Source organism: Agrobacterium fabrum str. C58 (assembly GCF_000092025.1).
Classification (GTDB): Bacteria; Pseudomonadota; Alphaproteobacteria; order Rhizobiales; family Rhizobiaceae; genus Agrobacterium; species Agrobacterium fabrum.
This window is the reverse complement of the sequence record NC_003063.2, coordinates 1191200-1211470: the sequence shown is the minus strand read 5'-3', so window position 1 is coordinate 1211470 and position 20271 is coordinate 1191200. Positions and strand designations below refer to the sequence as shown.

15 protein-coding genes are annotated in these 20271 nt (G+C 60.5%); 10 read left to right on the top strand and 5 right to left on the bottom strand.

Going from position 1 to position 20271, the window contains the following annotated elements; all coding sequences use genetic code 11:
• Positions 1–48: 48 nt before the first annotated feature.
• The 4 genes from ATU_RS19105 to ATU_RS19090 form a co-directional block, all read right to left on the bottom strand.
• Complete coding sequence (locus tag ATU_RS19105) at positions 49–1740, bottom strand: amino acid ABC transporter ATP-binding/permease protein (protein WP_010973555.1); 1692 nt, start codon at positions 1738–1740, stop codon at positions 49–51.
• Positions 1737–3512, bottom strand: coding sequence for a thiol reductant ABC exporter subunit CydD (gene cydD / locus ATU_RS19100; protein WP_035255730.1), 1776 nt, complete (start codon positions 3510–3512; stop codon positions 1737–1739). The genes ATU_RS19105 and cydD overlap by 4 nt, the downstream gene beginning before the upstream one ends.
• A gap of 12 nt (positions 3513–3524) precedes the next feature.
• The gene (locus ATU_RS19095; protein ID WP_006313806.1) at positions 3525–4103 is read right to left on the bottom strand and encodes a GbsR/MarR family transcriptional regulator; all 579 of its coding nucleotides are present in this window, start codon (positions 4101–4103) and stop codon (positions 3525–3527) included.
• Between the two features lie 327 nt (positions 4104–4430).
• Positions 4431–5462, bottom strand: coding sequence for an L-idonate 5-dehydrogenase (locus ATU_RS19090; RefSeq protein WP_010973553.1), 1032 nt, complete (start codon positions 5460–5462; stop codon positions 4431–4433).
• 215 nt (positions 5463–5677) lie between these two features.
• On the opposite strand from ATU_RS19090, the gene ATU_RS19085 reads away from it, so the two are divergent.
• The 3 genes from ATU_RS19085 to ATU_RS19075 all read left to right on the top strand — a co-directional run bounded on the left by ATU_RS19085 (position 5678) and on the right by ATU_RS19075 (position 8536).
• Entirely contained in the window at positions 5678–6433 is a 756-nt protein-coding gene (locus ATU_RS19085) for an SDR family oxidoreductase (RefSeq protein WP_010973552.1), read from the top strand.
• Positions 6434–6520: 87 nt separating this feature from the next.
• Positions 6521–7414, top strand: coding sequence for an NAD(P)-dependent oxidoreductase (locus ATU_RS19080; RefSeq protein WP_010973551.1), 894 nt, complete (start codon positions 6521–6523; stop codon positions 7412–7414).
• 138 nt (positions 7415–7552) lie between these two features.
• Complete coding sequence (locus ATU_RS19075) at positions 7553–8536, top strand: aldose 1-epimerase (protein ID WP_010973550.1); 984 nt, start codon at positions 7553–7555, stop codon at positions 8534–8536.
• 18 nt (positions 8537–8554) lie between these two features.
• Here the strand turns inward: ATU_RS19075 and ATU_RS19070 are convergent, their stop codons facing one another.
• On the bottom strand, positions 8555–9016 hold the full coding sequence (locus ATU_RS19070) for an Lrp/AsnC family transcriptional regulator (protein WP_006313784.1): 462 nt from the start codon (positions 9014–9016) through the stop codon (positions 8555–8557).
• A 167-nt stretch (positions 9017–9183) separates the two neighbouring features.
• Between ATU_RS19070 and ATU_RS19065 the strand changes: the two genes are divergently transcribed.
• The 7 genes from ATU_RS19065 (at position 9184) to ATU_RS19035 (ending at position 20187) form a co-directional block, all read left to right on the top strand.
• Positions 9184–9897 (top strand): aspartate/glutamate racemase family protein, encoded by a 714-nt coding sequence (locus tag ATU_RS19065; RefSeq protein ID WP_010973549.1) that lies wholly within the window; start codon positions 9184–9186, stop codon positions 9895–9897.
• Positions 9898–10668 (top strand): class II glutamine amidotransferase, encoded by a 771-nt coding sequence (locus ATU_RS19060; RefSeq protein WP_006313781.1) that lies wholly within the window; start codon positions 9898–9900, stop codon positions 10666–10668.
• A 484-nt stretch (positions 10669–11152) separates the two neighbouring features.
• Complete coding sequence (locus ATU_RS19055) at positions 11153–13615, top strand: glycogen/starch/alpha-glucan phosphorylase (RefSeq protein WP_010973547.1); 2463 nt, start codon at positions 11153–11155, stop codon at positions 13613–13615.
• A complete protein-coding gene (gene glgB / locus ATU_RS19050) occupies positions 13615–15822 on the top strand; it encodes a 1,4-alpha-glucan branching protein GlgB (protein ID WP_006313779.1) in 2208 nt (735 codons plus the stop codon). The genes ATU_RS19055 and glgB overlap by 1 nt, the downstream gene beginning before the upstream one ends.
• A gap of 21 nt (positions 15823–15843) precedes the next feature.
• Complete coding sequence (gene glgC, locus ATU_RS19045) at positions 15844–17106, top strand: glucose-1-phosphate adenylyltransferase (RefSeq protein ID WP_006313778.1); 1263 nt, start codon at positions 15844–15846, stop codon at positions 17104–17106.
• A 5-nt stretch (positions 17107–17111) separates the two neighbouring features.
• The gene (glgA, locus tag ATU_RS19040) at positions 17112–18554 is read left to right on the top strand and encodes a glycogen synthase GlgA (RefSeq protein WP_010973546.1); all 1443 of its coding nucleotides are present in this window, start codon (positions 17112–17114) and stop codon (positions 18552–18554) included.
• Between the two features lie 4 nt (positions 18555–18558).
• Positions 18559–20187: an alpha-D-glucose phosphate-specific phosphoglucomutase gene (locus tag ATU_RS19035; RefSeq protein WP_010973545.1), complete on the top strand. Its 1629-nt coding sequence runs from the start codon at positions 18559–18561 to the stop codon at positions 20185–20187.
• Positions 20188–20271: the final 84 nt, after the last annotated feature.

Below are 20271 nucleotides of genomic sequence, written 5' to 3'. Positions count from 1 at the left end.
GGAAGGCCGGCCTTCCATTTTCAAAACGACGCCGGCTCTCAAAAAATCTCAGTCCGGGCGCAGTGTCTCAAGCACTACGCCGTATTCCAGGGTACCGCTTTGACATTCATCAAACTGGCGTCCCTCTCTCAGCACGATGATACGATCGGCAAATTCCGCCTCGCGGCGATTATGGGTGATCATCAAGACAGTCTTTCCCTCTACCCTCGCGAAAAGCCGGCCGAGCACATCCCGGGCGGTCTCGCCATCCAGCCCTTCCGTCACCTCGTCGAGAAGCCAGAGCGGCCTGTCGGCAAGCAGGAAACGGGCAAGCGCCAGTCGGCGCGACTGGCCGCCGGAAAGACCCTGCCCGGCCTCGCCGAGCTTCGTTTCCAGCCGTTTCGGCAAGGTTCTGACGTGTTCGGCAAGCCCGGCCGCCTCGAGCGCCTCCCACAACTCAACCCCCGTTGCCGCAGGTTTTGCCAGCCGCAGATTGTCAGCGATGCTGTCACGGAAAAGCTGGCTGCGCTGCGTCATCAGGGTGGACGGCAAGGCACGGACCGAGCCCGCAGCCGGGTGCAACTCGCCCGCCACCAGCTGGATGAGGCTCGTCTTGCCCGCACCGCTTGCACCGACGATCGCGACCCGTTCCCCGCAGGCGATTGCAAGGTTGATATTCGTCAGGACCGGATGCTCGTTCCCTTCCCGCTCCAGACGCACGCCTCTAAGCTCCGCCGCGATGCCACTCGCGGGTAATGCGGGACAGTGCGCCTCGGCCGTTGCAGAAAGGCGCGGCGCAATACGCCTTGCGGAAAACAGCGTACGGCCCAGCTCCATCGCCCCGCGGCGAAGCGCCGTGAAAGGCTCCAGCGCAGCGAAACAGACCAGCAGTCCGAGTGCGGCGGCCGGTGCGCTCCCCGCCCCATGCTCCACCAGACAGGCCATGCCGAGAAGGGCGGCGCTCAAGAGAATGGCCGCTGAAAGACCAAAGGAAAAGCCGGCATTGGTCTCGATGCGGTTGAGGCTGTCATCACAGGCAGCGAGATAGTCATCCGCGCGCTTTACCGCGGCCACCTGCGCGGAAAGCCGGCCCGTGGTCAGCAGCTCCGTCTGTCCGCTCACCAGATCGGCCGTGCGGGCGCGCAACGCCTCGAGCCCGATGGCCCGCCGGCGCGAGAATTTTTCCGCTTTCAAGGCAGAGCGCGCAGAAATCCCGAGCCCCGCTGCAATAAGGAAGGTTGCCGCCAGCACGCCGGCAAGCGGATGCAGGAAAGCAAGCCCGAAGCCGGTCACGAGCGCGGCAAGGATGGCGACGGCAGCGGGAACCAGAACGCGCAGATAAAGCGAATCCAGCGCATCGATATCCGCCGTCAGCCGGTTCAGCAGGCGCGCGGGCCGCGCCTCCAGAGATTTCGCCGCCTGCGGTGCGGCAAAACCGCGAAACAGTTTCTCCCGAAGAGCCGCAAGCACGGAAAGCGTGGCTTCGTGGGTCGTCATGCGCTCGCCATACCGGGCGGCGGTGCGCGCCAGCGCCAGAAGGCGAATGGCTGCCGAAGGGGCAAAGACATCGAAAGCGAAGGCCGTCGCCGGTAGCAGGCCGGCAATGGCCGTCGCGGTGATGAACCAGCCGGACACGCCGAGAAGACCGATGCCCGCCAGAACAGTCGTGACCGCCAGAACCGCGCCCGCAAGCAACATGCCGCGCCGTGTCGACCAGAACAGGGCGATGACGGGTCTCAATATGGCAAAACGCGCGATCATGGCTGCCCCCTCGAATGGATCGCCGTCATATCCACGATCCTGTCCATGCGTGCCGCAAGTACCGGATCATGGGTCGCGACGATCAATGTCCTGCCCTTTGCCAGTTGCAGCAGGTTATCCGTGACGAGAGCAGCCGTTTCCCGGTCGAGATGCGCGGTCGGCTCATCGGCCAGAACAAGCTGCGTTGCCGGATCGGCGAAAGCGCGCGCTATGGCGAGCCGCACCGCCTCCCCGCCCGAAATGCCATTTCCGCCGTCTCCGATCTGCAAATGCCGGCGCGCCTGCGTCAATCCATCCAGTCCGGTGCGGTGCAGGACCTCTTCCACCATGGCCTCGCTGACCGCCAAGCGGCCAAAACCAATATTCGCCTTCATGGACGCGGCAAAAAAGAATGGCTTCTGACTGACCCAGCCGATCGTTCCGCGCAGCCCATCAGCCGTTGCGTCATCAAGCGTGACGCCGCCGATCCTGATTACGCCCTCACCCGCCTCGGCCAGCCCGGCAATCAAGGAGAGTATAGTGGATTTGCCACAACCGGAAGCCCCAAGAATCGCAACTCTCTCGCCCTGCTGAACCGTCAGGTTGAAATTCCGGATGACAGGCGGAGCATTCGGGTAAGCGAAGGAAAGGTTTTCCATCTCCAGCAGGCCGGGTGTCGAAGATGGCGCGCGCACCACATCCGCGCCCTCACCCACGATGGCAGCACCGCCGGCCGTTAATGTGGCGAGCGCATTAAGTGACGCCTCGCCGGCCGCGCGGTCGTGCCAGACGGCGGAGAGTTCGCGCAATGGCTCGAAAAAAGCGGGTGCAAGCAGCAGGATGAAGAGGCCTTCGGCCAGCGTAAGCTTTTCGCCCCACGCGCCGAAATCGAGAAAACCGAGCAGGTGGAAACCGATATAAACGGCGGTCATGGCAACGCCGATCGCCGCAAAAAGCTCCAGCACGGCGGAGGAGAGGAAGGCGATCCTCAGAACGGCCATCGTCCGCTTCTTGAGGTTCTGCGCATCGGCATCGAGGCGCGCCGCCGTCAGGTCAACGGCCTTGAGCGTGCGGATCGTTTCCAGCCCGCGCAGCCGATCGAGCAGGAAGGCGTTGATGTTGCCCGTCTCGGCCAGCTGCTTTTCACTGGCGGCCTTTGCCTGCCAGCCGATCAGGGCCATGAAAAGCGGGATGGTGGGCATGGCGAGCAGAAGCACAAGCGCCGCAATCCAGCTAAAGGGCAGGATGGCGAGCACGAAAACCAGGGGAACGATGGTGGCTTTCATGCGCGCCGGCTGGAACCGGGAAAGATAGGGCACCAGCGCTTCCGCAGCCTCCGCCACGATACCTGCCGCCTCACCCGAGGCCGTGCGCGACAGATCGAGCGGGGAAACCTTCGCCACGGCCTGCAACGCCTCGAACCGCCGCTGCGAAAGTGCTGCGCGCGCGGCCCGGAAGGACAGCCGCGCCGCGACTTTTTCCAGCCACGCCTTGAGAAGCCCGAGGATAAGGACCGCAACGGCGGCCGGCACGATCGCCATCATCGGCTCGCCATCGGCAATTTTTCCAACTGAAAAGGCCAGCAGGCCCGCCTGCGGCAGCCAGAGCAGCGCCGGCAGCACATGCAGCAGGGCGACGGATCTGCCAACCGCGGGCGCATGTTGCGTTTTTACCGCGGTCTTGTCGGGGGCAACGTTGCGCCGGGCTCGACCGAAGAACCGCCTTTGCCCGGCACCGGGCACGGGACAGTCTGCGGCATCACCATCGGCCGAACGGGGGATTTGTGCGGACATGGTCACGACCGATCACCCTTTCTTCTTCGTGCCGCGGGGTCTTGCAAGCGAGACGATCTTGTCTTTCGCCTCCAGAAGCTTCGTGACCTTGGAACCGAGCGCCAGAAGCGAGGCCAGCCTCTCCGTCTCCAGCCGCTTCACATCGTCATACCAGCCGGTAAGCTGCTCGATCAGCGTCTTCATCTCGTCGATCCGCCTTTGCGCATGCCGCTCATCTTCGTTTTCCGGCGTCTCCATCAGGATTTCGCGCAGCACGCTGAGCGTGGGATCGATCTCGCGCTTTTTCCGCTCCTCGGCGAGCGTGCGCAGAATCTGCCAGACATCATCAGGCGTCGTGAAAAAATCGCGCCTGTCACCGGGGAAGTGCTTGAGAATTGCAAGGTTCCACGCCTGAAGCTCCTTGAGGCTCATCGACACGTTGGAACGGGAAATGCCAAGCGCCTCGACGATCTCGTCCGCACAGAGAGGCTGCGGCGAAATGTAAAGCAAAGCATAGACCTGGCCGACGGTACGGTTGATTCCCCAGCGGCTGCCCATCTCGCCAAAATGCAGCACGAAGGACTGAACGAGCGGTGACAGGCTGGTTGGCATTTCTTCACTTCCTGAATTTTCAGTAATTTCTGAAATTTCGATAACGCAAAAAACCGCAGGCAGCAAATCACCTTTTTGACCTGCGTCAAAATGTGCAAACCGGTGGGGCAGATCGGCAAAGGACGGTCAGGGTCGCCAAATATGAGACTGGAATCCCCGGCATCATAGCGGATTGCGCTGCTTGAGGCCGCGGCCTCATCGCAAATCCATGATATCGGTAACAGCGCCGCTGGATCGCGCCACGCCCAAAACCATGCATAAAAAATCGGCGGCGGAATTATCCGCCACCGATTGAAAATAGCTAATCACTGTCCGCAGCAAATGCGCTTAGGAAAAGGCGATCTGCACCTTCATGGCGCGGCTGCGATCCGAGGCGAATTCGAAGGCCGAGATGGCGTCGGCAAGATCGACGGTCTGGGTGATGAAGGGTTTGACGTCGATCAGGCCCTTGCGCATCAGCTCGACGCCGGTGGCGAATTCCTCGTGGAAGCGAAAGGAACCACGCAGGTCGAGTTCCTTGGCTGTGATCGCCATCATCGGCAGGCTCATATCGCCGCCGAGCCCGAGCTGGACGATGATGCCGCGCGGCCGCAGTGCCGTAATGCCGCCGGCAAGCGCCACGGCCGCACCCGAGCATTCATAGAGAATGTCGAAGGTTCCCTTGTTTGCACCATAAGCGGCGAGCGCATCGGGCTCATCCTTGCTGTTGATGACACGGTCCGCCCCCGCTTCACGCGCCTTGCCGAGCGTGAAATCGGAAAGGTCGGTGGCGACGATTTCAGCAGCACCCGCCCGGCGCGCAGCCAGAATGGAGAGAATGCCGATGGGGCCGCAACCCGTGACGAGCACACGTTTTCCCAGCAAATCGCCGGCCCGGCGTGTGGCATGCAGCGTCACCGCCAGCGGTTCCGCCATGGCGGCTTCCCCGGCGCTGAGACCATCGGCCGGCACGCATTGCAGGGCGTCCGCCACCAGAATTTCCCGGAACGCGCCCTGAATATGCGGGAAAGGCATGGCGCTGCCATAAAACCGCATGTTGAGGCACTGATTGTGCAGACCCTCCTGGCAGAAGCGGCAGGTTCGGCATGGGCGCGACGGCGAAACCGCCACCAGACCGCCGATCTTCAGCCCCTCAACGCCTTCGCCCAGTTCCTCGATGACGGCGGAAACCTCATGGCCCAGCACCATGGGTTCACGAAGCCGCACGGCGCCGAAACCGCCATGATTGTAATAATGCAGATCACTGCCGCAGATCCCGCCCCTCGCCAGACGGAGCCGCACCTCGCCCGGACCCGGCTTTTCCTCCGGCCGGTCTTCGATGCGCACATCCTTTGCCCCGTGGGCGACAATCGCTTTCATGACAACTCCCGTTCAAGCGCCCGCCACTGCGGCGCATAAAATTCCGCATCCAAATTGCTGCCACAAGGCGGACCTTGACCCGCCTTGCCAGTTCGCCACCCGCCCGATACGTACCGAAAACGGGCGCGCCAGCCTTGACATCCGCCCTCAAACGGATGAATGTTATCGGTAACATATATCTTCAAGAATGCAATGTCGAGAGACTGGAGGAAACAGTGGGCCTTAATTTGTTCGATCTTTCCGGCCGCCGCGCCCTGATCACGGGTTCGTCCCAGGGCATCGGTTTCGCGCTGGCGCAAGGGCTTTCGGAAGCCGGGGCGGAAGTGGTGCTGAACGGGCGCGACGAAGCGAAGCTGAAAGCCGCCGCTGCCGGCATCAAGGGCGCGAGAACACTTGCCTTCGACGCCACAGATCATGGCGCGGTGCGCGAGGCTATCGACCGCTTCGAGGCGGAGGTTGGCGCGATCGACATTCTCGTCAACAATGCCGGCATGCAGCACCGCACGCCGCTCGAGGATTTTCCGGCCGATGCCTTCGAGCGCCTGCTGCAAACCAACATCGCCTCGGTATTCCACGTCGGACAGGCCACCGCGCGCCACATGATTTCGCGCGGGCGCGGCAAGATCATCAATATCGCCAGCGTTCAGACAGCACTTGCCCGCCCCGGCATCGCACCCTACACCGCCACCAAGGGCGCCGTCGGCAATCTGACTAAGGGCATGGCGACGGACTGGGCAAAATATGGCCTGCAGTGCAATGCCATAGCACCCGGTTATTTCGATACCCCGCTAAACGCCGCCCTTGTCGCAGACGAGACGTTTTCGGCCTGGCTTGAAAAGCGCACGCCGGCCGGACGCTGGGGCAAGGTGGAAGAGCTTGTCGGCGCCTGCATTTTCCTGTCGTCCGACGCCTCGTCCTTCGTGAACGGCCATATTCTCTACGTCGACGGCGGCATCACCGCCTCGCTTTAAAATGCCGTTTCCGGATGGTGGGCCACGGCCGCCATCCGGATGCGACCTGACGATACCACGACACTTTGGGAGGAGGCCGTGAACAGCATGACCGAGAAGAATAAAGTCGCCCTCATCGGCGCGGGCGCCATGGGCGGCGCGATCGGCACACGGCTGGTGGAAACCGGCAATCACCTGACGGTTTTCGATCTGGATGCGGAAAAGGTCGCGGCGCTGACAAGCCTTGGTGCGGAGAGCGCTCGCACGGCGGCAGAGGCGGCCGCGGTTTCCGACGTGGTCATCCTCAGCCTCAACTCGCCGAAAATTGTTCGCATCGCCGTCTTCGGCAAGGATGGCGTGGCGGCAGGGGCAAAAGCCGGCACGCTGATTATCGACATGTCCTCCATCGACCCGGAAGCAACCAAGGAACTGGCGGCTGACGCCGCTGAAAAGGGCCTGCGCTGGGTGGATAGCCCGCTTTCGGGCGGCGCACCCAAGGCGCTCATCGGGCAATTGACGCTGATGGCTGGCGGCAGCGAGAAGGATGTGGCCGATGCCCATCGCGTGCTGCAGCATGTCGCCAGCAACTACACCCATATGGGCCCCTGTGGCGCCGGGCAGACAACCAAGCTCATCAATCAGGTTCTGTGCGGCCTGAACTTCCTTGCGGTGGCGGAAGCAACGCAGCTCGCGCTGGATGCCGGCGTCGATGCCGCCAAGATACCGCAGGCGCTGAAGGGCGGCCGCGCCGATAGCGCCATCCTTCAGGAATACATGCCACGCTATGTGGCGAAGGATTACCGCCGCACCGGCCGCATCGATAATATGGTCAAGGACCTGAACGGCGCGCAGGATCTCGCCCGGCGCACCAACACGGCCATGCCGCTGACGGCGGTTTGCGCCGAGGTGCATCGCATGCTGACGGCGGCGGGGCTCGGCGGAGAAGACCAGGCGGCGCTGATGGAATTTTTCAGCGGCGCAAAACGAACCTTCCCTGACTGATTTTCATGGCGAGCGCCACGGATGTGTGCGGCGCATCATAGCCATTGCGAAATGTCGCTGCAGCGAAGATGATCGGGCGAATCGGCGAGGCAATCGGCCCGGCCGTCGCAGATGCGTGCATGCAAAGGACAATTCCCGATGACCATTTCCGCAACAGGCACGGGGATTGCCGGTCTGACCGTTTCCGGCAACGGTTTTTGCGCCGAGATCGCTTATGAGGGCGCAACGCTTCTCAGCTGGCGACCGCTCTCTGCCGATGGCGAAAACGGCGAGGATCTGGTTGACGGATATCTGACAGCCGCGGAATTGCAGTCGCAGAACGGCGTGAGAAACGGCATTCTTGCACCCTTCACCAACCGCATTCCGCAAGGCCGATATGATTTCGGCGGCGAAACGCACCACATCGAGCCGGTGCTTGACCATGAAGACCTTGTTTTCCACGGCTTCGCCCGCGCCCTGCCCTTTGTTCTCGACCAGTCCTTCGAGGAAAATGGCGCGCAAATTCTTGTGTTCCGGACGGAAATCGCGCCTGGCGATTTCAAGGGTTACCCCTATCGGCTCACCATCGAGGTGGAGTATCGCTTTGCCGGCCACGACGTCACCATCGACATACGCGGCACCAATCGCGGCGACCAGCCTTTGCCTTTCGCCGCCGGCTGGCATCCCTATTTCCGCCTGCCCGGTTCGACCTCCATCGACGACCTTCTTCTCACGCTGCCCTCGCGAACCGCGATCGAAACGGACGACAATCTCATTCCCCTGCGGGATCAGCAGGGCGGCATCGTCACACGGGACGACACCCGCTTTCTTTATGCGCCGCTATCCGGTCATGTAGCGGATGTCTGCTTCACCGATCTGATCGCATCCGAAAACGGACTTTGCGAGACGCGGTTAGAAAACCGGCATAACGGTTCGAGCCTCACGGTCTGGCAGGAGCGTGGCCACATGCATGTCTTCACCGGCGATACGCTCGCCCGCGACAGGCGGCGATCCATCGCACTCGAACCGGTGGAAACGCCCACCAATGCCTTCAACCACGGGGAACTCGCCGCTGCAATTACCTTGCAACCGGGCGAGACGCGCAGCTTCCGCTTCGGCGTCCGTTTTGAGGCGGGCCGCTGAGAGGAGCTCGATGGTCCCTCAGATATGCGTCGTCGGCAGCGACGAAGACAGCTTCACCGTTTCCATGGAGATATAGGCGGACATGTCGTAAAGCTGGACGCGGCGCAGGATCTGTTTGTAGACCGTGTCGTAATATTCGACATTCGGCAGCACCAGTTTCAGAATATAGTCGAAATTGCCGGTCAGCCGGTGAACCTCGACGATCTCAGGTATCGTGCTGACGGCAGCATGGAACCTGTCCAGCCAGTCTTCCGCATGCAGGCCCGTCCTCACGAGTAGAAAAACCGTGGTCGGAAGGTTGATCTTCCGCCGGTCAAGCAGCGCCATCGTGCCCGTTACATAGCCCTCCGTGCGCAATCGCGTGATACGGCGCGAACAGGCGGATAACGACAGGGAAACCTGCTCCGCAATGTCGGCGAGCGGCGTTTCGGCATTTTCCTGGAGAATCGCAAGGATTCGGCGGTCGCGATCATCAATCATCCGGAAAGAATGCACAGGTTAACGCAACAACGCAAGAATTTTGCAGAGTTTTCTCAAATTGCGCCTCGCACTTGCATATGCAGCCTGAAATCCCCGAAAAAACGCACGCCGTTTTCGTGGCGGCGATGGCATTCTTGTCTTCAATCAAACTCGATAAGGGGAAACTTATGAAACGCATCGGCCTGATCGGCGGCATGAGCTGGGAATCCACCGCAACCTATTACCGCATGATCAACGAGGCCGTGCGCGACAGCCGCGGCGGTCTGGTCTCGGCCGATATCATCATGCATTCGCTCGATTTTTCCGAGGTTGTCGCCCTTCAGAAGGCTGACCGCTGGGATGAAGCGGGCGCGCTGCTGGGCGCTGCCGGTGCGCGCCTTGCCAATGCCGGTGCCGATTGTGTGCTGATCTGCACCAACACCATGCATCTCGTTGCGGACACGGTTGAGAAAATGTCGGGCGTCGCCCTGATCGACATCATCGACGAAACGGCGGCCGCCCTGAAGGCGGACGGGCGTCGCAAGCCGCTGCTGCTCGCCACCCGCTACACGATGGAACATGGCTTCTATACCGACCGGATGCGCCAGCATGGTGTGGACGTGGTCGTGCCCGAAGCGGACGACCGCGCTGCGATCCATGACATCATTTTCGGCGAACTGTGCCAGGGCGAAATCAAGTCCTGCTCGCGCGAACGCTACCTTGCCGTCATCGAAAAGGCCCGTGCACTGGGCGTCGATTCCGTCATTCTCGGCTGCACGGAAATTTCCCTGCTGATCGATCCCGATACGCTGCCGCTGCCGGGGTATGATTCGACCGCCATTCACGCGAAGGCCGCCGTCGACTTCGCGCTCGGAGACAAGGCATTCGACAGAGCCGCATGAATGTGCCGCCTTTTTGCCTATTCCGGTAAACCTGTCTGGCTCGACAGCCTGCTGATCGAGCCGGAAGCATCATTGGTAAGCCAGTCCATGGCCGCACGGGAAGCAAAAACCGTCGTCAACGGCGATGGCTGCGGCCTTGGCTGGTATGGCGAACGGGGAACGCCCGGCGTCTTTCGCGACACCCGGCCCGCCTGGTCCGATGCCAATCTGGCCGCGCTCTGCCAGCAATTGCGCTCCGGCATGTTCATGGCCCATGTCCGCTCCGCCACGTCAGGCGAGGTATCCCGTGCCAATTGCCATCCCTTTGCGCATGGCCAATATCTGTTCATGCATAACGGCCAGATCGGCGGTTACGAGCAGATCCGGCGCGACATCGATTCCCTTATCCCGGACGATATCTACGCATCCCGGCGCGGCACCGGCGACAGCGAAGCCATTTTCCTGATTGCCGCCGGCCTTGGTCTCGATGCGGATCCGGTTCGCGCCATTTCTACCGCGCTGCGCCTCTGCCAGGAAAAGATGGTTGCGGCGGGCGTGTCTTCGGCTCTGCGCTTCAGCGCGGTGCTGATGGATGGCGATTGCGTGCATGCCTTCCGCTGGTCGAGCGACGACAAACCACCGACCCTCTACTGGCGCGGGTTGGAAGAGGGCATTGCGTTGAGTTCCGAACCCTTTTCCTTCGATTGCACTCCCTGGTGCGCCGTTCCACCCAACACCAGCGTGACGATCCGCGCAGGCGAAATGGTGGCGCAGCCTTTTTGCCTGGGGTGAACACGTTAATATCGCCCGGTTTCGCGCAGCAGCCGCCGGGGATCGGTGCGGCTGCGGCGAACACCCATTTATTTTCATTGAATTTTTGCAGCCGCGAAGGCTAGTGTGTGGTTCAGGGCATCAGGCCGGAACCCATGCGCGGTTTTCGACCCGGTGTTTAAACATGATAATTGAGCGAAACAGATTTCAGGACCGGTGAACCATTTATAAAGTGTTGCAGCCTCTTTCCCTTTTTTGAACGATGCCCGGCATCGCAACGACCACGCGAACCTTTTCGGTAACGGCGGATAAAGGGCCGGCAATGCCTTCGGCGATCCTTGGGACGCGGAAGAAAAAGTCTTATTTTTCATAATCCTAAGCCGTTCAACTTTCCGTAAAAATTGCTGTTGCCACACCTCCATATCGATGCATAAACTGGCATCAGCAAAGGCAACACGGATCGACCTCTCAGACCCTCTCCTCCCACCAAGGTGCTGACCGACCAATGATCAATAATCTTACCGCCGCCGATCTTCCCCGCCCCGCCCCGCGCAGTTCCAACCCGGAAATCATGGCCGCGGAAATCATCGAGCGACTGACCTACCGCATCGGCAAGGACGTCAAGGTTGCGAAACCGCACGACTGGCTGACCGCAACCATCCTCGTCGTGCGCGACCGCATCATCGACAAATGGATGGCATCCACCCGCAAGGCCTATGCCGACAATTCCAAGCGCGTTTATTATCTGTCGCTGGAATTCCTGATCGGCCGCCTGATGCGCGACGCCATCTCCAATATCGGGCTGATGCATGAAATCCGCGATGCGCTGTCCTCGCTCGGCGTCGATCTCGACGTGATTGCCGGTCTTGAGCCGGATGCCGCACTTGGCAATGGCGGCCTCGGCCGCCTCGCCGCCTGTTTCATGGAATCCATGGCGACCGTCGACATTCCCGCCTATGGTTATGGCATCCGTTACGTGCACGGCCTCTTCCGCCAGCAGATGGCGGATGGATGGCAGGTGGAACTGCCGGAAACCTGGCTGGCGCATGGCAATCCCTGGGAGTTCGAACGCCGCGAAAGCTCCTATGAAATCGGCTTCGGCGGATCGGTGGAGACGATCGGCGGATATGAAGACCCGCAGCGTTTCGTCTGGAAACCGGCCGAACGTGTGATCGCCATGGCCTATGACACCCCGGTCGTCGGCTGGCGCGGCACCCGCGTCAACACGTTGCGGTTATGGTCTGCGCAGCCTATCGACCCCATTCTCTTGGCCGCCTTTAATGCCGGCGACCATATCGGCGCATTGCGCGAGAGCAACAAGGCGGAAAGCCTGACGCGGGTTCTCTACCCTGCGGACGCGACCCCGGCCGGGCAGGAACTGCGCCTGCGGCAAGAGTTCTTCTTCTCCTCCGCCTCGCTGCAGGACATTCTGCGCCGCCATCTCCAGCAATATCCTGACTTCACCTCGTTGCCGGACAAGGTCTCGATTCAGCTCAACGATACCCATCCGGCCATTTCCATCTGTGAAATGATACGGCTGCTCTGCGATGTGCACGGTCTTGAATTCGACGAGGCCTGGAGGATCACCCAGGGCACCTTCTCCTACACCAACCACACGCTTCTGCCCGAAGCGCTGGAAAGCTGGCCGGTGCCGCTGCTCGAGCGTCTTCTTCCAAGACATATGCAGATCGTCTACGCGATCAACGCCAATACGCTGCTCTTTGCCCGCAAGGAAAAGAAGATGGCGGATCAGCAGATCCGCTCGATCTCGCTGATCGATGAAGGCGGCGAGCGCCGTGTGCGCATGGGCAATCTCGCTTTCATCGGCTCGCATTCCATCAATGGCGTTTCGGCGCTTCATACTGAGTTGATGAAGGAAACGGTTTTTGCCGACCTGCACAGCCTCTATCCTGAACGGATCAACAACAAGACCAACGGCATCACCCCGCGCCGCTGGCTGATGCAGTGCAACCCCGGCCTCACCGGGTTGATCCGGGAAGCGATCGGCGACGATTTCCTCGACGATGCGGAAAAGCTCATCGCGCTCGACCGTTTCGCCGACGATGCCGGTTTCCGTGAGAAATTCGCTGAAGTGAAGCGCCTGAACAAGGTGCGCCTCGCCAACACCGTGGCACAGCGCATGGGCATCCGCGTCGATCCTTCGGCCATGTTCGACATCCAGATCAAGCGCATCCACGAATATAAGCGCCAGCTTCTGAACCTTATCGAAACGGTGGCGCTTTACGACCAGATCCGTTCCCACCCGGAACTGGATTGGGTGCCGCGCGTTAAGTTCTTCGCAGGCAAGGCGGCGCCGAGTTATCACAACGCGAAGCTGATCATCAAGCTTGCCAACGATATTGCCCGGGTCATCAACAACGACCCGGCCGTGCGCGGGCTTCTGAAGGTGGTGTTTATTCCGAACTACAACGTCTCGCTTGCGGAAATCATGGTTCCCGCCGCCGATCTTTCCGAACAGATTTCGACCGCCGGCATGGAAGCGTCCGGCACCGGCAACATGAAATTTGCCCTGAACGGCGCGCTCACCATCGGCACGCTCGATGGCGCGAATGTGGAAATGCTCGAACATGTCGGCGCTGACAACATCGTCATCTTCGGCATGACGGCGGAAGAAGTCTCCAGGGCTCGCGCCGAAGGCCATAATCCCCGCGCCATCATCGAAGGGTCTGCGGAATTGTCGCAGGCGCTGTCATCAATCGCGTCGGGTGTGTTTTCACCGGATGACCGTTCGCGGTTTTCCGCCCTGATGGATGGCATCTACAACAGCGACTGGTTCATGGTGGCTGCCGATTTCGACGCCTATGCCGATGCACAGCGCAAGGTGGACGCGATCTGGAGCGATCAGGATAGCTGGAACACGAAAGCAGTGCGCAACACGGCGCGTATGGGCTGGTTCTCGTCCGACAGGACGATCCGCCAATATGCCACCGAGATCTGGAGAGCCTGATGAAAAAACCGCTCAATTCGGCCGAAGAGAAAAAGACTGGCGACATCACGAAGGCTGAAATCGAGGCGATCAAGAGCGGTTTGCACTCCAATCCCTTTGCCCTTCTCGGCGTTCACGAAACGCCGGAAGGGTTTTCCGCCCGCTGTTTCATTCCCGGTGCCGAGGAGGTTTCCGTCCTGACGCTGGACGGAAATTTCGTGGGCGAATTAAAGCAGATCGATCCGGACGGTTTTTTCGAAGGCCGGATCGATCTTTCAAAGCGCCAGCCGGTGCGTTACCGCGCCTGTCGCGATGATGCCGAATGGGCGGTTACCGACCCTTACAGCTTCGGCCCGGTTCTTGGCCCCATGGACGATTATTTCGTACGCGAGGGCTCGCATCTGCGGCTATTCGACAGGATGGGCGCGCATCCGCTGAAGCTCGAGGGCGTCGAAGGTTTCCACTTCGCCGTCTGGGCTCCCAATGCGCGGCGCGTTTCCGTGGTCGGCGATTTCAACAATTGGGACGGTCGCCGGCATGTGATGCGCTTCCGCAAGGATACCGGCATCTGGGAAATCTTCGCGCCTGACGTCTATGCCGGCTGCGCCTACAAATTCGAAATCCTCGGTGCGAACGGCGAGCTTCTGCCGCTTAAGGCCGACCCCTATGCGCGGCGCGGTGAATTGCGGCCGAAGAACGCTTCCGTCACTGCGCCGGAATTGACGCAGAAATGGGAAGACCAGGCCCATCGCGAACATTGGGCACAGGTGGACCAGCGCCGCCAGCCGATCAGCATCTATGAGGTGCATGCCGGTTCCTGGCAGCGCCGCGAGGACGGCACTTTCCTCAGCTGGGACGAGCTGGCCGCGCAACTCATTCCCTATTGCACGGATATGGGCTTCACTCATATCGAGTTCCTGCCGATTACCGAACATCCCTATGATCCCTCCTGGGGTTACCAGACGACCGGCCTTTACGCCCCGACCGCCCGTTTCGGCGATCCGGAAGGTTTTGCGCGTTTCGTCAATGGCGCCCACAAGGTCGGCATAGGTGTTCTGCTGGACTGGGTTCCCGCGCACTTCCCCACCGACGAGCACGGGCTGCGCTGGTTCGACGGCACGGCGCTTTACGAACATGCCGATCCGCGTCAGGGTTTTCATCCCGACTGGAACACGGCCATCTATAATTTCGGCCGCATCGAGGTGATGTCCTACCTCATCAACAATGCGCTTTATTGGGCCGAGAAATTCCATCTCGACGGCCTGCGTGTCGATGCAGTCGCCTCGATGCTCTATCTCGATTATTCCCGCAAGGAAGGCGAGTGGATCCCCAACGAATATGGCGGGCGCGAAAACCTCGAATCCGTTCGTTTCCTGCAGAAGATGAATTCCCTGGTCTACGGCACTCATCCGGGCGTCATGACGATTGCAGAGGAATCCACCTCCTGGCCGAAAGTGTCCCAGCCGGTTCACGAGGGCGGGCTTGGTTTCGGCTTCAAATGGAACATGGGCTTCATGCACGACACGCTGAGTTATTTCTCGCGTGAGCCGGTGCACCGCAAATTCCACCATCAGGAACTGACCTTCGGGTTGCTTTACGCCTTCACCGAAAATTTCGTGCTGCCGCTTTCCCATGACGAGGTGGTGCACGGCAAGGGATCGCTGATCGCCAAGATGTCCGGCGACGACTGGCAGAAATTCGCCAATCTCCGGTCCTATTACGGCTTCATGTGGGGTTATCCCGGCAAGAAGCTGCTGTTCATGGGGCAGGAGTTCGCCCAGTGGAGCGAATGGAGCGAAAAGGGATCGCTCGACTGGAACCTTCGCCAATATCCGATGCATGAAGGCATGCGCCGCCTCGTGCGCGATCTCAACCTCACCTATCGATCCAAAGCCGCCCTGCACGCCCGTGACTGCGAACCCGACGGCTTCCGCTGGCTTGTCGTCGATGATCACGAGAATTCCGTCTTCGCCTGGCTGCGCACGGCGCCTGGTGAAAAACCGGTGGCGGTCATCTGCAATCTCACCCCGGTCTACCGGGAGAACTATTATGTGCCGCTCCCTGTTGCGGGGCGGTGGAGGGAGATTCTCAACACCGATGCCGAAATTTATGGCGGCAGCGGCAAGGGAAATGGCGGACGCGTTCAGGCGGTCGATGCCGGCGGAGAAATCGGGGCGATGCTCGTCCTGCCGCCGCTTGCCACGATCATGCTCGAACCGGAAAACTGACAGACAGAGAGGGAGGACACCATGTCGGAAAAAAGAGTTCAGCCTTTGGCGCGTGATGCAATGGCCTATGTCCTCGCAGGCGGAAGAGGAAGCCGTCTGAAGGAACTGACGGACCGCCGGGCAAAACCCGCGGTTTATTTTGGCGGCAAGGCGCGCATCATCGATTTTGCGCTTTCCAACGCGCTCAATTCCGGCATCCGCCGCATCGGCGTCGCCACGCAATATAAGGCTCACTCCCTCATCCGCCACCTGCAACGCGGCTGGGACTTCTTCCGTCCCGAGCGTAACGAAAGCTTCGACATTCTGCCGGCTTCGCAGCGCGTGTCCGAAACGCAATGGTACGAAGGCACCGCCGACGCGGTTTACCAGAACATCGACATCATCGAGCCCTATGCCCCGGAATATATGGTCATTCTGGCCGGCGACCATATTTACAAAATGGACTACGAATACATGCTGCAACAGCATGTGGATTCCGGTGCCGACGTCACGATCGGCTGCCTTGAAGTGCCGCGCATGGAAGCGACCGGCTTCGGCGTGATGCATGTGAACGAAAAAGACGAGATCATCGACTTCATCGAAAAGCCGGCCGATCCGCCCGGCATTCCCGGCAATGAAGGTTTTGCGCTCGCCTCGATGGGCATCTACGTCTTCCACACGAAGTTCCTGATGGAAGCGCTGCGCCGCGATGCCGCCGATCCGACCTCCAGCCGCGACTTCGGCAAGGACATCATTCCCTATATCGTCGAACACGGTAAAGCCGTTGCGCACCGCTTCGCTGATTCCTGCGTGCGTTCGGATTTCGAGCACGAACCCTACTGGCGAGACGTCGGCACCATCGATGCCTATTGGCAGGCCAATATCGACCTCACGGATGTGGTGCCGGACCTCGATATCTACGACAAGTCCTGGCCGATCTGGACCTATGCGGAAATCACCCCGCCGGCGAAATTCGTGCATGACGATGAAGATCGCCGTGGTTCGGCCGTATCGTCGGTCGTCTCGGGCGACTGCATCATTTCCGGTGCAGCGCTCAACCGCAGCCTGCTGTTCACAGGCGTGCGCGCCAATTCATACTCCCGCCTTGAGAATGCCGTAGTACTGCCGAGTGTGAAGATCGGGCGTCATGCTCAGCTCAGCAATGTCGTCATCGACCATGGCGTGGTCATTCCGGAAGGACTGATTGTAGGAGAAGACCCCGAACTGGATGCCAAACGCTTCCGCCGCACGGAAAGCGGCATCTGCCTTATCACCCAATCGATGATCGACAAGCTGGACCTGTAGAGCCCATGAATGTCCTTTCGGTTTCATCCGAAATTTATCCCCTGATCAAGACCGGAGGGCTCGCCGACGTTGTCGGCGCGCTCCCCATCGCGCTCGAAGCCCATGGCGTCAGAACGCGGACATTGATACCCGGCTATCCGGCGGTGAAAGCCGCCGTGACGGACCCCGTCAAATGTTTTGAGTTCACCGACCTGCTTGGCGAAAAGGCCGATCTGCTCGAAGTCCAACACGAGAGGCTAGACCTTTTGATCCTCGACGCGCCCGCCTATTACGAGCGTTCCGGCGGCCCCTATCTCGGCCAGACCGGCAAGGATTATCCTGATAACTGGAAGCGTTTTGCGGCGCTGTCACTGGCGGCGGCGCGGATCGGCGCCGGTGTGCTCCCCGGCTGGCGGCCGGATATGGTGCACGCGCATGACTGGCAGGCCGCCATGACGCCTGTCTATATGCGTTACGCCGAAACACCGGAAATTCCGAGCCTTCTCACCATCCACAACATTGCCTTTCAGGGCCAGTTCGGCGCAAACATCTTCAGCAAACTTGCCCTGCCCGCCCACGCCTTCGGCATGGAGGGCATCGAATATTACAACGACGTCAGCTTCCTCAAGGGCGGCTTGCAGACGGCAACCGCGCTCAGCACGGTCAGCCCATCCTATGCGGAAGAAATCCTGACCGCGGAATTCGGCATGGGGCTTGAAGGGGTGATCGGCAGCCGCGCCCATGTGCTGCACGGCATCGTCAACGGCATCGACGCCGATGTCTGGAACCCGGCCACCGACCATCTGATCCACGACAATTATTCCGCCGCCAATCTCAAGAACCGTGCCCTGAACAAGAAGGCGGTCGCCGAACATTTCCGTATCGATGATGATGGCAGCCCGCTATTCTGCGTCATCTCCCGCCTCACCTGGCAGAAGGGCATCGACCTCATGGCGGAAGCCGTGGATGAGATCGTTTCCCTCGGCGGCCGCCTGGTCGTGCTGGGCGCGGGCGATGTGGCACTGGAAGGCGCGCTTCTTGCGGCGGCATCCCGCCACCATGGACGCGTCGGTGTTGCCATCGGTTACAACGAGCCGCTGTCGCATCTCATGCAGGCGGGTTGCGACGCGATCATCATTCCCTCTCGCTTCGAGCCCTGCGGCCTGACCCAGCTTTACGCGTTGCGTTACGGCTGCATTCCGGTCGTCGCCCGCACCGGCGGCCTTGCCGACACCGTGATTGACGCCAACCATGCCGCCCTCGCCAGCAAGGCGGCAACTGGCGTACAATTTTCACCCGTCACACTTGACGGTCTGAAACAGGCGATCCGCCGGACCGTCCGTTATTATCACGACCCGAAACTGTGGACACAAATGCAGAAACTCGGAATGAAATCCGATGTTTCCTGGGAAAAAAGCGCCGGTCTCTACGCCGCGCTTTATAGCCAGCTTATTTCGAAAGGCCATTGAACCAATGATCAAGACTATCAAGACGACGCCTTATCAGGACCAGAAGCCGGGCACATCCGGCCTGCGCAAGAAGGTGCCAGTCTTCGCCCAGGAAAATTATGCCGAGAACTTCATCCAGTCGATCTTCGACGCGCTTGAAGGTTTTGAGGGCCAGACGCTGGTGATCGGCGGCGACGGCCGTTATTACAACCGCGAAGTCATCCAGAAGGCGATCAAAATGGCCGCCGCCGCCGGTTTCGGCAAGGTGCTGGTCGGTCAGGGCGGCATTCTCTCGACGCCCGCCGCCTCCAACGTTATCCGCAAATACAAGGCCTTCGGCGGCATCGTGCTTTCCGCCAGCCATAATCCCGGCGGCCCGACCGAAGATTTCGGCATCAAATACAATATCGGCAATGGCGGCCCAGCACCGGAAAAGATCACCGACGCGATCTATGCTCGCTCTAAGGTCATCGACAGCTACAAAATCTCTGATGCAGCCGATATCGATCTCGACAAGATCGGCAGCTTCAAGGTGGATGAACTAACGGTCGACGTTATCGATCCGGTTGCCGATTATGCTGCGCTGATGGAAGAGCTGTTCGATTTTGGCGCCATCCGTTCTCTCATCGCCGGCGGCTTCAAGGTCGTCGTCGATTCCATGAGCGCCGTCACCGGCCCCTATGCCGTTGAGATCCTCGAAAAGCGTCTCGGCGCTCCCAAGGGCTCCGTCCGCAACGCAACACCGCTGCCCGATTTCGGCGGCCACCATCCCGATCCGAACCTTGTCCATGCCAAGGAGCTTTATGACGACGTCATGAGCCCGGAAGGCCCGGATTTCGGCGCGGCTTCCGATGGTGATGGCGACCGCAATATGGTTGTCGGCAAGGGCATGTTCGTCACTCCCTCCGATAGTCTCGCGATCATCGCCGCCAATGCCAAGCTGGCGCCCGGTTATGCCGCCGGCATTTCCGGCATCGCCCGCTCGATGCCGACCAGTGCGGCAGCCGACCGCGTCGCTGAAAAGCTCGGGCTTGGAATGTACGAAACCCCGACCGGCTGGAAATTCTTCGGCAATCTCATGGATGCCGGCAAGGTGACGATCTGCGGCGAGGAAAGCTTTGGCACCGGTTCGAACCATGTGCGTGAAAAGGATGGCCTGTGGGCCGTGCTTTACTGGCTGAACATTGTCGCGGCGCGCAAGGAAAGCGTGAAGGACATCGTCACCAAGCACTGGGCGGAATATGGCCGCAACTATTATTCGCGCCACGACTATGAGGAAGTGGATTCGGATGCCGCCAATACGCTGGTGGCCATCCTGCGCGAAAAACTCGCGACACTGCCCGGCACCAGCTACGGCAATCTGAAGGTCGCGGCGGCGGATGATTTTGCCTATCACGATCCGGTCGACCAGTCTGTCAGCAAGAACCAGGGCATCCGCATCCTGTTCGAAGGCGGCTCGCGCATCGTGCTGCGCCTTTCCGGCACCGGTACTGCGGGCGCGACGCTTCGACTCTACGTCGAGCGTTACGAGCCGGATGCGGCCCGCCACGGCATCGAAACGCAGTCGGCGCTCGCCGATCTGATTTCCGTTGCCGATACCATCGCCGGCATCAAGGCCCATACCGGCCGCAGCGAACCGACTGTCATTACCTGATAACGTCCGCCCGCTCATGAGGGACGCGCAAGCGCCCCTCATTCGGCCTTGCCTCTGCTTTCTCCGATCTGGAGGAGGCACACC